This is a genomic window from Amycolatopsis sp. PS_44_ISF1, from assembly GCF_032335455.1.
Taxonomy (GTDB): domain Bacteria; phylum Actinomycetota; class Actinomycetes; order Mycobacteriales; family Pseudonocardiaceae; genus Amycolatopsis.
This window is the reverse complement of record NZ_JANUXO010000002.1, coordinates 339,108-351,709: the sequence shown is the minus strand read 5'-3', so window position 1 is coordinate 351,709 and position 12,602 is coordinate 339,108. Positions and strand designations below refer to the sequence as shown.

10 protein-coding genes are annotated in these 12,602 nt (G+C 74.8%); 3 read left to right on the top strand and 7 right to left on the bottom strand.

What is annotated here, in order from left to right:
- Positions 1-74: 74 nt before the first annotated feature.
- The 4 genes from NYF13_RS16365 to NYF13_RS16350 form a co-directional block, all read right to left on the bottom strand.
- Entirely contained in the window at positions 75-548 is a 474-nt protein-coding gene (locus tag NYF13_RS16365) for a DUF4190 domain-containing protein (protein ID WP_315657812.1), read from the bottom strand.
- A 156-nt stretch (positions 549-704) separates the two neighbouring features.
- Positions 705-1,217: a hypothetical protein gene (locus tag NYF13_RS16360; RefSeq protein ID WP_315657810.1), complete on the bottom strand. Its 513-nt coding sequence runs from the start codon at positions 1,215-1,217 to the stop codon at positions 705-707.
- Between the two features lie 128 nt (positions 1,218-1,345).
- On the bottom strand, positions 1,346-5,056 hold the full coding sequence (locus tag NYF13_RS16355) for a BTAD domain-containing putative transcriptional regulator (protein WP_315657808.1): 3,711 nt from the start codon (positions 5,054-5,056) through the stop codon (positions 1,346-1,348).
- 118 nt (positions 5,057-5,174) lie between these two features.
- Positions 5,175-5,876 carry a DJ-1/PfpI family protein gene (locus NYF13_RS16350; protein WP_315657806.1) on the bottom strand — a complete coding sequence of 234 codons (702 nt, stop codon included), beginning with the start codon at positions 5,874-5,876 and terminating at the stop codon, positions 5,175-5,177.
- A 98-nt stretch (positions 5,877-5,974) separates the two neighbouring features.
- On the opposite strand from NYF13_RS16350, the gene NYF13_RS16345 reads away from it, so the two are divergent.
- Positions 5,975-7,000, top strand: a complete 1,026-nt coding sequence (locus tag NYF13_RS16345) for a GlxA family transcriptional regulator (RefSeq protein WP_315657803.1) — start codon at positions 5,975-5,977, stop codon at positions 6,998-7,000.
- Positions 7,001-7,705: 705 nt separating this feature from the next.
- Positions 7,706-9,172: a YibE/F family protein gene (locus tag NYF13_RS16340; RefSeq protein ID WP_396287685.1), complete on the top strand. Its 1,467-nt coding sequence runs from the start codon at positions 7,706-7,708 to the stop codon at positions 9,170-9,172.
- Positions 9,173-9,351: 179 nt separating this feature from the next.
- Here the strand turns inward: NYF13_RS16340 and NYF13_RS16335 are convergent, their stop codons facing one another.
- Entirely contained in the window at positions 9,352-9,996 is a 645-nt protein-coding gene (locus NYF13_RS16335; protein WP_315657799.1) for a hypothetical protein, read from the bottom strand.
- Positions 9,993-10,586 (bottom strand): MBL fold metallo-hydrolase, encoded by a 594-nt coding sequence (locus NYF13_RS16330; RefSeq protein ID WP_315657797.1) that lies wholly within the window; start codon positions 10,584-10,586, stop codon positions 9,993-9,995. The genes NYF13_RS16335 and NYF13_RS16330 overlap by 4 nt, the downstream gene beginning before the upstream one ends.
- 135 nt (positions 10,587-10,721) lie before the next feature.
- Between NYF13_RS16330 and NYF13_RS16325 the strand changes: the two genes are divergently transcribed.
- A complete protein-coding gene (locus NYF13_RS16325) occupies positions 10,722-11,615 on the top strand; it encodes a peptidylprolyl isomerase (RefSeq protein WP_315657795.1) in 894 nt (297 codons plus the stop codon).
- 85 nt (positions 11,616-11,700) lie between these two features.
- On the opposite strand, the gene NYF13_RS16320 is transcribed toward NYF13_RS16325, so the two are convergent.
- A complete protein-coding gene (locus NYF13_RS16320; protein WP_315657793.1) occupies positions 11,701-12,480 on the bottom strand; it encodes an enoyl-CoA hydratase-related protein in 780 nt (259 codons plus the stop codon).
- Positions 12,481-12,602: the final 122 nt, after the last annotated feature.

Sequence of the window (12,602 nt, the reverse complement as noted above, 5' to 3'; positions counted from 1 at the left end):
CGCGAAGCGCCCCCCGCGCCGGGGCGGCCGGCACGCGGGCGGCCACGGCGCGGGGGGCGTGGGGTCGGCTGGGCTCAGTTCTTGTTGCTGACGTCGTTGTTGAGCTGCTGCTGGCACTGCTGGACCTTCGCCTGGTCGCCGCCGGCCTGGTTCACGCAGTCCTGGTAGCTGCTGATCTGGTCGCCGAAGATCGCGAAGATCGAGCCGACCACCACGGCGAGGATGATGCCGATGATCAGCCCGATCACCCCGGTCACCACGCCGGCGACGGCCGCGCCCTTGTTGGTGGCCTCCCGCCGGTTCGCGCGCTTGATGCCGAGGATGCCGAAGATCAGCGCCAGCACGCCGAGCACGATCCCGCCCCAGACCGTCCAGCACAGCACGATCGCGAGGATGCCCAGCACCAGGGCGGTGACCCCGAACCCGTTGCGCGGCGCGACCGGCTGCTGCTGGTCGTACCCGACCGGCGGCGCGGGATAGGACCCGCTCTGGCCTTGCCCCTGGCCCATGGGGTACTGCTGCTGGGACTGCTCGTCCGGAGTGCTCATGGTCGGTCATCCTTTCCGTCCCGGGCCCGCCGTGATCGGCCCGACGCGCACTTAATCGACGCCGATGCCCGATTGTTACCGGTCTGCGCTCCGGGCGCATTCCGGGCCGGGTCTCACCCGCCGCCCTCGCGCGGGCGGACCCGGCCCGGTCACCGCTCAGCCGCCGCTGGTGTAGTAGGTGACGTCCCAGTGACTGCCCTCGTCGCAGTAGAGGTTGCCGGAGGCGGCCTTCCACTGTGGATAGCCGTCACCGCGAAGACCGATATAGCCGAAGGTGTTCTTCACGTAACCGTCGATGCAACTGTTGTGCGATATGTCCACTTTGTAGCCGTTGTAGTGCGAGTACGTGCCCGAGGCGTGGCCGACCTCGGTTCCGCCGGTGATGTTGAGGGCGCAGCCGCTCGCGCGCTTGAGCGTGATCACGCCGCTCACCGTGGTCTGGTTGATCTGCTCGTAGGAGGTGCAGGTGGAGTTGGACCTCGTGGTGCACCCGCCGCTGGACGAGTGGGTGACCCCGGCCGCCGACAACTGCGAAGCCGCCTGCGCCTGGGTCAGCTTGGTGACCGCGGGCGCGGCCGACGCGACGCCCGCGGTGCCCAGCAGCGCGAACGCCGCGGCGGCGGTCAGTCCGAGGGCCGCACGGGAGCGCGGCATCGGGGGAATACGCATGGACAAGCCTCCTCTTCACTAGCCTCGTCGGGATCGGCCCGGCCAGGGCCGCTCCGCCGGGCCGCAGCCAATCCGCAGCCGCCATAACTTCGCCAAACGCGCGCCGGGCCGCCGGCTCGCGGGCGGGGTCAGATCCTGATCTTCGTCAGGACTTCACGAGCCCGGTCCCGGCCGGGCGAATCACTGGACACGGCGTTCAGCTCCCGCAGCGCGCGCAACTCCCAGAACGGGAAGCCCAGCCCCTCGAACATCCCGGCGGCATCGACCAGGGCCCGCCGGGCGGCCCGGTCCGCACCGGCTTCTGCGCGCAGCCGGCCCAAGCTGAGCAGCCCGTACCCGGCGCCGCGACGGTCCCGCAGCTCGTGGAACACCCCCATCGCGGCCCGCAGGTGCCGTTCGGCGCCTTCGCGGTCAGCGCGGGCCAGCAGCGCCTCGGCCAGGCTGCGGTGGGTGTACGCGGCGGCGTGCCGGTGTCCGATCTGCTCGAACAACGCGAGCGACCGCGACAGGCAGCGCTCCCCCTCGCCGGCCTCGCCCGCTTCGGTGTGCAGGTCGCCCAGGCTGCGCAGGACATGGGCCTCCCAGTGCCGCGCACGCCCGCGAACCGCGCCGTCGAGCGCGCCGGCCAGCAGGTCGGCCGCCCGGCCGGGGTGGCCGTGGCGACGCAGGACGTCGGCGTAGCGCTTGGCCACCTGGTCGTGCCCGCACCCTTCGGCGAGCATCAGGGCTGCTTCGAAGCTCTCGTGCGCGCGCCGGAGGTCCCCGAGGTCTTCCGAGAGGGCGCCGAACTGGGCCGCCGCCGTGGCCTGGCCGCGGCTGTCCCCGCACTCGCGCAACAGGTCCAGCGCCTCCCGCAACTCCTCCAGGGCGAACGCGGCCTGCCCGGCGTCGGCATCGATGTCGGCGAGCACGACCAGCGCCGCGCCGGTGCCCCGAGGGTCCCCGAGCGCGCGGAACCGGCGAGCCGCCATGGCGAAGTACACCCGCGCCGGCCGCGAGCGCCCCCGCTGCCAGTGCACCGACCCGAGGGCGAACAGCTGGCCCGCCTCGGCCGGCCGGTCCCCCAGCCGCCGCGCCGCGGCCAGCCCGGTCACGGACACCTCCCGCGCGAGCCCGCCCAGCCCCGGCGGACCGGCCAGCGCGAGGCAGGCGTCCGAGAGCCGCACCGCGAGTTCGGGCCAGCCGTGCACGCCGGCCAGCCGGACGGCGGCGGCGACCAGACCGGTCTCGGTGTCCCGCCAGGCGTGCGGGTCGGCGACGGCCGCCCGCAGGACGACTGGTTCCGGGTGGGCCAACGGTTCCCCGGACGGGGTGAAGCCGTTGTCGAGCAAGGAAAGCACTCGCTCGGACACCGCCAGCACGACTTCGAGCGCCCGGCGCAGCCCGCCCCGTCCCGACCCCGCCGACGGCCGACCGGCGGCGGCGCCGGACCCGGCCCGCTCCGACCCGAACCGATCCGGCCCGAACCGATCCGGCCCGGACCGCCCTGACCCGGCCCCGCCCGATCCGACGCGGCTCGACCCCGCCCCATCCCATCCGACACCGCTGGATCCGCTGCCATTCGACCCGCCGCGATGAGGTCCAGCGCCATTCGACCCGGTGCGGCTGGGTCCAGCACCACTCGATCCAGCGCTATTCAACCCGGCACCACTCGACCCCACGCTATTCAACCCGGCGCCGCTCGATCCTGCGCCATTCAATCCGGCGCCGCTCGACCCGGCGCCATTCAACCCGGCACGATTCGATCCAACACCGCTTGATTCGGTGCGGTTCGGTCTGGCGTTATTCGACCCGGTACCACCCGACCCCGCGCCACCCGACCCCGCGCCATTCGACCCGGCGCGGTCGGTGCCCCGGTCGGGCCCCGGAACATAGGTGGGTCCGTCGTGACCCGGCCCACCCCGGTCCGGCTCGCCGATGGCCGGGCCGTCCGGATTGCGTGCGGCCCGATCCGGCGCGGCCCGATCCGGTCCGGACCGGCCCACCTCGGCCGTGGCCGGACTGCCTGCACCTCGGCCGGGCCCGACCGGCTCGCGGGCCGGGGGCGCCGGAGCGACGGCCTGGTCCGGTCCGTGGCCCGGCTCCCGCGTCGGCCCGGGCGCGGTTCGGCTCCGTCCGGGGCGGTCCGGCAGCCGGGCCAAGGCGAGCCGGACGAACCTCGGCACCGCGTAGCGGTCGTGCTCGTCCGCGGTGAGCAAGTGGGCGTCCACCAGGGGGTTAAGCCGTGCGGCGGCCTCGGGGGCGCGGCAGCCCAGCAGCACCGCGGCGCACCAGTCCGGCACCGGGTGGCCGAACCCGCCCAGTTGCCGCAGCAGTTCGTGCTCGACGGGTGGGCGGCCGTGCAGCATCGCCAGTACCACCGCGCGCACGCTCAGATCGCCGGCCACCAGCTCGTCCAGGGCCCGGTGCCCGTCGGCGAGCCGCGCGGCCAGTCCGGCGACCCGCAGGTGCGGCCGCGCGGCCAGCCGCAGCCCGGCGATCCGCACCGCGAGCGGGAGCCCGGCGCAGTGGGTGGCGACCACGTCGGCGGCCTCGGTCTCGGCCGCCAGCCGGTCCGGCCCCGCCACCGCCGCGAGCAGCGCCCGACTGTCCGCCGCGGACATCGGACCCACCGGCACCGCACGGGCGGATTCCAGCCCGGCCAGCGAGTTGCGCGACGTCACCAGCACAGCGCAGCCCGGACCGCTCGGCAGCAGCGGCCGTACCTGCGCCTCGGTCCGCGCGTCCTTCAGCACGACCAACAGCCGCCGGTCCGCGGTGTGGCTGCGCCAGAGCCCGGTCAACCCGGGCCCGCCGGCCGTCAGTTCGGCCGCCGACGCGCCGAGCGCGCGCAGGAACCCGGCGAGCACGTCGTGCGGCTCGGCCGCGGCCAGGGTGGCGAAGAGCTGGCCGTCCGGGAACCGGCGACGGGACCGCCAAGCGGCCTGCACGGCGAGCACACTCTTGCCGGACCCCGGCGCGCCGTGCACGACCACCGGCGCGGGCGAGCGCAGCCGGCGGCCGATTTCCGCCAGCTCGGCCGCTCGTCCGGTGAAGTCGGCGGCCGGTGCGGGCAGCTGCGCGGGCGGCCCCGCCGTCGTCCACTCGGCGCCCGCGACGCGGCGGTAAACCGCCTCCAGTTCCGGGCCCGGGGTCACGCCCGCCTCGTCCCAGAGCGCACGGCGGGTCCGGCGCAGGAGGTCGAGCGCCGAGTCCCGGCGGCCGAGGCCGGCCAGCGCGTCGGCCAGGCGGGCGGCCAGCCGTTCGTCGGCGGGGTGGGCCGCGACCGCCGGGGCGAGCCGGTGGACCACCGCCCGCCGATCGCCGCCGGCCAGCAGCAGCTCCACCAGTTGCGCCAGCACCGTGCGGCGCCGGTCTTCCAGCCACAGCTCGTGCGCCTCCACCAGCGGCCCGGTCTCGACGTCGCAGAACGCCCCGCCCCGCCAGCAGGCGAGCGCGCGCTCCAGCAGCCCGCGCTTGGCCCCGGCGTCCTCGGCGGCCAGCCCGGCCGAGGCGAGGGCGACGAACTCGGCCGCGTCCAGCTCGCCCTCGCCGACGGCCAGGGCGTACCCCCGGGGCCCGGACCGCAGCCGCTGCCCCGGATCGTCCGAAGCCAGCCCCGGCGACAACGCCTTGCGCAGCTTCGACACGGTCACCTGGACGATCGCGGCCGCGCTCGGCGGCGCCCCGGCCGGCCACAGCTCGTCGACGATCGTGGCCCGGCCGACGAACTCGTTCGGCCGAGCCAGCAGCAACGCGAGCAACCGGCGCGGCTGCGCGGCCGAGGGCAGCGGCACGGCCGCCCCCGGTGGATCCGCCACCACCGTGGCCGTCAACGGGCCGAGGACCTGGAACCGCACCACGAAGCTCCCCAGCCGCTGGATGACGCCCGTCCGAGTGGCCCGAAGGTAACCGCGGGGCCCGGGCCGCCCGGCGGTTCCCGGCGGGCTCACCCGGATGGCTCAGCCCGTTGGTGGGTCAGGCGCGGGCGAGCAGCTTCGCGCGCAGCTCCGGCCGGCCGGCCAGCCCCTCGCGGAGGACCAGCTCGCGCAGTGACCCGAGGTCCTCCGGGACGTCCGACCAGTCCAGCGGGCCGAGCGGGGGCTCGGGGTCGTATTCGATGCCGAACTGGACCCGCCGGGCCGCCTCGGTGCCGGCGAACCGTTCGACCAGGTGCAGGGCCAGGTCGATGCCCGCCGAGACACCGGCCGCGGTGATCACCGGGCCGTCCTCGACCCAGCGCTTGGCCACCGGGGTCGCGCCGAAGGCGGGGAGCAGGTCGCGGAACAGCCAGTGCGTGGTCGCCTCGCGGCCGTTCAGCAGCCCGGCCTGGCCGAGCAGCAGCGAGCCGGTGCACACCGACGCGGCCAGCTCGGCCGTCTCGGCGGCCCGGGCGAGGTAGCCGATCAGCGTCCGGTCCGCGAGCGCCTGCAGGGTCGGGACGCCGCCGCCCGGCACGATGATCGCGTACGGGTCGGTGACCGCGTCAAAGGTGTGGCTCGGCGCGATCCGCAACGGTGAGTCGGTGGTGACGGGTTCGAGCGTCTCGCCCACGACCACCGTGCGGAATTCCGGCCCGGCCGCGTCCAGCGCGCTCAACACCTGCAGGGGGCCGACCAGGTCGAGCGAGGTCAAGCCCGGGTAGACGACGAAGGCGAGGGTCTTCTGTGGCTCGGTCATGCCGCCACCGTGGCCCGGCCCGGCCGCCGGGGCGGCGGCGTTGTCCGGATTCCTGCGAACCGTGTCCGTCGGCCGGTCGAGCTGGTAGCTTCCCGCTCATGCCCGGTCCCCCGCGGCCGTTCGTGATCGTCGCCTACCCCGACGCCGAACTGCTGGACGTCGCCTGCGTGTCCGACGCGCTCGACGCGGCGAACCGGCTCGGCGCCCGCCCGCCGTACGAGGTCCGGCTGGCCACTGTGGACGGTCACCCGTTCCGCTGCCAGTCCGGGCTCACCCTGACCCCGCACACCCGGCTCGACCAGGTGCCGGGCGAGCTCGACACGGTGATCGTCTCCGGCGGCCACGGCCACGTGCGGGCCGCCGCGGACGAACGCCTGCTGGAGCACGTGCGACGGCTGTCCCGGACCAGCCGCCGCACGGCGTCGGTCTGCACCGGCGCCACCGTGCTCGCCGCGGCCGGCCTACTGAGCGGCCGCCGCGCGACCACGCACTGGGCGTACGCGTCGCGGTTCGCCGAGCGGTACCCGGCGGTGACGGTGGACCCGGTCCCGCTGTTCGTCCGCCACGGCGACGTCTACACCTCGGCCGGGGTGACCAGCGGCCTCGACCTGACCCTGGCGTTCATCGAGGCCGACCACGGACCGGCGCTGGCCCGCGAGGTGGCCCGCATGCTGGTGACCTACCTGCAGCGGCCGGGGAACCAGGCCCAGGTGAGCATGTTCCTCTCCGCGCCGCCGCCGGAGCACGGCCAGGTCCGCGACCTGACCGCGTACGTGGCCGAGCACCTCGCCGGCGACCTCGGCACCCCGGTGCTGGCCCGCCACGCCGGGATCAGCACCCGGCAGCTCACCCGCCTGTTCGACGCGCACCTGGGCACCACCCCGGGCCGGTACGTGCGGACCGTCCGCGCCGAGCACGCCGCGCGGCTGCTGTCCGGCACCGACCTGCCGCTGGCCGCCATCGCCCGCCGCTGCGGCTTCGGCTCCACCGAAACGCTGCGCCAGGCCTTCCTCGACCACTTCGACACCCCGCCTTCGGCCTACCGCCGCGTGCACGTGCGCCAGACCGCGGCCGAGGCCGAAACGCCGGTTACGACCGGGTTCTCCCCCACCCGATACGGGTGAGGCCGGGGCGGGGAGTGCAGGATGTGCGCCGTGGCACCGCACGACTACCCCGACGACGACACCGGCCCGATCCGCCGGGTCCCCGGCGAACCCCCGTCCGCGGCGCCCGCCCCGTCCCGCCCCCGGCGGCCCCGAGCGACGCCTCCGCCGGCCGCCCCGGATGCCGAAGCGGGGTGGCCCGCTTCGGACCCGGCCGATCCTTCACCGGCCGATTTTTCCCCGCCCGGCCCTTCCTCAGGCCGTCCGTCCTCAGCCACTCGGACAAGCAGTGCTTCGCCGGGCAGCTCCTCTTCGGGCGAACCATCCGCCGGCGACGCCTGGCCGAGTGCCGACGCCCCGGGCGCGGACACCTCCTGGCCGGACGCCGGCGCCGTCTGGCCCGCCGCGCGGGACCAGCGCCCGCGCCGCCCCCGCCCCGAACGACCCGACCGCCGCCGGACCGGGGAAACCCCGCCGCCGGACCACCGCCGCCCTCGCACCCCCGACCGCCGCCCGGACAACGACGACCCCCGCCCCGGCCCCTCCAGCAGCCGTCCTGGGACTGACGACCCCCGGCTTCACCCCTCTGACAGCCGTCCAGGCATCGACGACCCCTCCGACCGTCACCCGGACATCGACGACCGATCCCGCCGCCCACGCCCCGCGGGTGAGCCCACCCGGCCCCGGCGAGGTGAACTTCCCGCCGGCGCACCCGGTTCCCGCCGTCTGCCCCGCACCACCGGCGATCGGGGGGCCGAAGACACCGAGTCACCCGCCGAGACGACCGGGGGCGGGGCGGGAACGCCCGCCGTCGGCCGTCGCAGGCCACGGGACGGGACCGCCGGTGCGCCCCGAGGCGCCGAGGAGCCGCCGGCCGGGACCCGCCGGGCCGTGCGGCCCCGCGGGCAGGCGTCCGCCGAGGGCCGGGACGCCGAATCCTTCGACCGCCCTGGCCCGAACGCTGCCGCCGGGCACGGCCACGGGCACGGCCACGGTCCCGCCGCCCCGGCCTCCCGGCGGGTGCGGAACCTGCTGGTCTGGCTGCTCACCCCGCTGGCGCTGGCGACGGTCGTCGGGATGATCGTGCTCTACCCCTGGGGCAAGCCCACCCCGAAGAGCGCCGTCCCGCAGGGCACCCCCGTGCAGGCCTCGATCACCGCGACCGCCACCGGGCCCTGCCTGGCCACCGGGCAGGTGCAGGTCGGGGCGCAGCCGGACCCCGACCAGAAGCCGTGCCTGACCGTCGACCTGACCATGACCGACGGGCCCGGGAACGGACGGCCGCTGAAGCTGATCGTGCCGATCGAGCCCAGCACCCCGCGCTTCTCCACCGGTGACGCCGTGGTGCTGGCCTACAACGGCGGTGACCCGGGCGACCCCTCGTCGTTCCAGCTCGTCGACTTCCAGCGCGGCACGCCGCTGGTGGTGCTGGCCGCGCTGTTCGCGGTCGCGGTGCTGGTGCTCGGGCGGTGGCAGGGGCTGGCCGCGCTGGTCGCGCTGGTGCTGAGCTTCGTGGTGATCGTGCTGTTCGTGCTGCCCGCGATCCTGGCCGGGCAGAGCCCGCTGGTGGTCGCGATCGCGGGGGCGGGCGCGATCATGTTCGTCGCGCTGTACCTGACCCACGGACTGTCCGCGAGAACCTCGGTCGCGGTGCTCGGCACGCTGGTCAGCCTCGCGCTCATCGGCGTGCTGTCCGCGATCTTCTCCGCCACCGCGTCGCTGACCGGCCTGGACGACGCCACCTCCACGCTGATCGGCTCGCTCGGCCACGGCATCGACGCCCGCGGGCTGCTGCTGGCCGGTGTGGTGATCGGCGCGCTCGGGGTGCTCGACGACGTCACCATCACCCAGACCAGCGCGGTCTGGGAGCTGCGCCGGGCCAACCCGTCGCTCGGCTGGCGCGAGCTGTACCGCTCCGGCCTGCGCATCGGCCGCGACCACGTCGGCTCGGCGGTCAACACGCTCGTGATGGCCTACGCCGGCGCCGCGCTCCCGGTGCTGCTGTACTCCTCGATCTCCGGCGTCGGGCTCGGCGCGCTGCTCGGCAGCGAGGACATCGCCTCGGAGATCATCCGCACCCTGGCCGGCTCGGTCGGCATCGTCGCGGCCGTCCCGGTCACCACGGTGCTGGCCGCGCTGATCGCCGCGCGCGAACCGATCGACCACCTCGTGGGCACCGCCGATACCCCGTAGTCACACCGGTGACGCGATCCCACCCCGGCGGCCCGCGCATGCGGCACGAAGTCCGCACCGGGAGCACCAGGGCTGCCCACCCGCCCGGCCCAACCCGACCGGCATCTCGCCCAGCCCGACCCCGCCTGCGTCGCGCCCGACCCCGCCGAAGCCACCACCGCCCGAACCCGAGCGGAACTTCAGCCCAGTGTCGCCACGAACCGGCTGACCGCCTCCATCGGGAACCGCTGCACGTACCGGCCGGCCGGGGCGGCCGAGGCGAGCTGGTACAGCGGCCGCTCCGCCGCCGTCCCGCCCCGCGCCTCCGAGCGCAGCTCCGCCACCAGCAGCTCCGAGAACACCAGCCCGTTGGCCTCGGTGTTGTTCAGCAGCGCGTCGGCCAGTCGGCGCAGTTGCAGCGCGCTCAGCTCCCGGCCGCCGGCCCCGGAGAACACGGCCAGGTCGACCTTCACCGCCTTGCGCCGCCGTCCGGCGTTCACCAGCAGGCTCACCGTGCGCGTGCCCCGCACGTCGCTGATCACCACGTCGAGCCGGCCCGCCTCGACCAGGTCGATCCGCCGCACGCCCCAGGTGCGCACGAGCAGGGTGGTCCCCTCGATCCAGATCCGGCGGCGGACGCTGTAGAGCACCACGTAGACCAGCGGCAGCGCGATCACCACGGCCACGATCAGCCCCGGGAGCTGCCCGGCGAACAGCCCGGTGATCCCGCCGGCCGCCGCGCCGAGGATCACCGCGCCGAGGATCCCGGACCAGCCCCGGCGGCGGCGCAGGCGCGGTTCGTCGGCGAACAGCGGCAGCCGCTCGGCGCCCCCCGGCCCGGTCACGCCTGCGCCCCGGTGAGGAACGGGTTCCCGGCGAGTTCCCGGCCGATGGTGGTGGCCGGCCCGTGGCCCGGCAGGACCACGGTGTCACCGGCCAGGGTGAGCAGCTTCGTGCGCAACGATCTCTCCAGTTCGGCGCCGGCGTCGCGGTCGCCGCAGCGGCCGATCGACCCGGCGAACAGCGTGTCCCCGGTCAGCACCAGCCTGCCACCCTCGCCCGCCGTCGCGGTGAACGCCACCGAGCCCGGCGTGTGGCCGGGCAGGGCGAGCACGGTGAGCTCGAGCCCGGCCACGCTCAGCGGGCCCTCGGCGAGCGCCTCGAACGGGCCGTCGTAGAAGCCCGAGTCGGCCGGGTGCAGGTGCAGCGGGATGTCGTGGGCCCGCGCCAGCGCCGCCGCCGAGCCGAGGTGGTCGGGGTGGCCGTGCGTGGCCAGCAGCGCGACCGGGGTCAGCCCGTGTCCGGCCAGCGCCGCGGCGAGGGGTTCGCCCACCTGTTCGCCGGGGTCCACGATCACGCACGCGCCGCCCGCGGACGGCGCCAGCAGGTAGCAGTTGGCCCGCAACGGCCCCGCGGCGAACCCGGCGACAAGCACGAAACCCTCCCCGGGAAGCAGCCCTGATCACGATCGGGTCGAGACTAGCCGCCCCTGTACAGAGTTCTCACAGGCTGTGCCCATACACTTGCCGCTAACTCAGACGTGTGACACCGAGCGGAAACTGGAGGGCGGGTGGCGACCAACCAGCAGCGCCGTGAAGCCGCGAAGCGGAAACTCGAGCGGCAGCTCGTGCGCCGGGCGGAGCGGGCGAAGCGACGCAAGATCGTTGGCGCTGGTGTGGTCGGCGGTGTCGTCCTCATCGTGGCCGGTGTGGTGGTGTGGGTGGTGAACAGCGGGGGCAGCGGTGACGACACGGCGGCCGCCTCGCCGCCGCCGTCTTCGTCGAGCTCGGCGCCCCCGGTGCCGACCTTGACGAACATCCCGACCCAGCGCACGGCGATGCCGAAGCGGCCGCAGCCGGTGGCGAACCCGACTTCGTGCACCTACGCCGCGGACGCGCAGAGCCCCGCCGGCTCGAAGAAGCCGGCCGTGCCGGAGGGCAAGAACGTCTCGTCCACCGGGACGGTCAACGCCACCTTCAAGAGCACCGCGGGCGACATCCCCGTGACGCTCGACCGGGCGCTGGCGCCGTGCACCGTGCAGGCGATCAAGAGCCTGATCGAGCAGGGCTTCTACACCAACACGATCTGCCACCGCCTGGGCGTGACCGATCTGCAGATCCTGCAGTGCGGCGACCCGAACGCCAAGGGCAACGTGGAGACCGACGGCCAGGGCGGACCCGGGTTCACCTTGCCGGACGAGTACTTCGCCGGGGAGAAGTACGGCCGCGGCATCCTGGCGATGGCCAACACCAGCCAGCCGAACTCCGGGGGCAGCCAGTTCTTCATGGTCTACGGCACCGCCGAACTGCCCGCGACCTACACCATCTTCGGCAGCATCTCCGACGATGGCCTCAAGGTGCTCGACCAGATCGCGAAGACCGGGATCGGCACCGTGGGCCAGGACGGCGCGACCGGCGAGCCCAAGAACCCGGTCAAGTTCACCGCGGTGACGGTCGCCGCTTGAGGCGCCTTCCCCGCCAAAGCTGAACCGGCGCACCGCCCGGCCCGGACCCACCTCGCTGTGCGGGTCCGGGCCGGGCGGTGCGCGCTCAGCGGTAGGTGAACTTCGGTGTCCGCCGGTGGAGGAACGCGTCGACGCCCTCCGCGTAGTCCTCGCCGTGCAGGGCCCCGAGCCGGAGGGCCTCGACCTCGTCGTCGGTGTGCTCCTGCCCCGCCACGATCTTTTCGATGATCCGGTTCATCCCGCGGACCGAGGCCTGCGAGCGTGAGCACAGCGTCGCGACGAACGCCGCCGTGGCGCCCGCCAGCCCCTCGGCCTCGAAGACGTCGTTGACCAGCCCGAGCTCCCGCGCCCGCCCGGCGCTGACCAGCTCACCCGAGAGCAGGAAGTACTTGGCGTTGGCCGGGCCGACGAGCGAGACGAGCTGCCGGGTCGAGTCGAAGTGGTAGACGATGCCGAGCTTGGCCGGGGTGATGCCGAACCGCGCGCCGGCTTCGGCGAACCGGAAGTCGCAGGCCACCGCCACCTGGCAGCCGCCGCCGATGCAGTTGCCCTGGATCATCGCCACCGACGGCTTGCGCATCGCGCTCAGCGCGCGCACGGCACCGTCCACCGCCTCGTCGTAGGTCGCCGCGCCGTCGGCGGTGGAGCGCAGCTCGCGGAACTCGCTGATGTCCGCACCGGCCGAGAAGTGCCGGCCCGCGCCGTCGAGCACCAGCACCTTGAGCGCCGGGTCGGCCTCCACCCGGGCCACGACGTCCGGGATCGCCGACCACATCCCGTAGGTGATGGCGTTCATCTTCTCCGGCCGGGAGAACGTCAGCCGGGCGACCTCGCCGTCGCGGGTCAACTCGAATCCGTCGGTCATGCCCCGAACCCTAATCGGCCCGCCCCGCGCGAAACCCGTGGCACCAGGCCCCACCCGCGGGTGCCCGCTGCCCGCAGCACCCTCTGCCGCCGACCCGGCGCCGCGGGAACCCCGGACCGCCG

What these genes read in the sequence shown, in the direction of transcription:
- NYF13_RS16365 (WP_315657812.1), bottom strand. Translation starts at nt 548, where the DNA reads ATGAGCACTCCGGACGAGCAGTCCCAGCAGCAGTACCCCATGGGCCAG.
- NYF13_RS16360 (WP_315657810.1), bottom strand. Translation starts at nt 1,217, where the DNA reads ATGCGTATTCCCCCGATGCCGCGCTCCCGTGCGGCCCTCGGACTGACC.
- NYF13_RS16350 (WP_315657806.1), bottom strand. Translation starts at nt 5,876, where the DNA reads ATGACCGAGCCACAGAAGACCCTCGCCTTCGTCGTCTACCCGGGCTTG.
- NYF13_RS16345 (WP_315657803.1), top strand. Translation starts at nt 5,975, where the DNA reads ATGCCCGGTCCCCCGCGGCCGTTCGTGATCGTCGCCTACCCCGACGCC.
- NYF13_RS16320 (WP_315657793.1), bottom strand. Translation starts at nt 12,480, where the DNA reads ATGACCGACGGATTCGAGTTGACCCGCGACGGCGAGGTCGCCCGGCTG.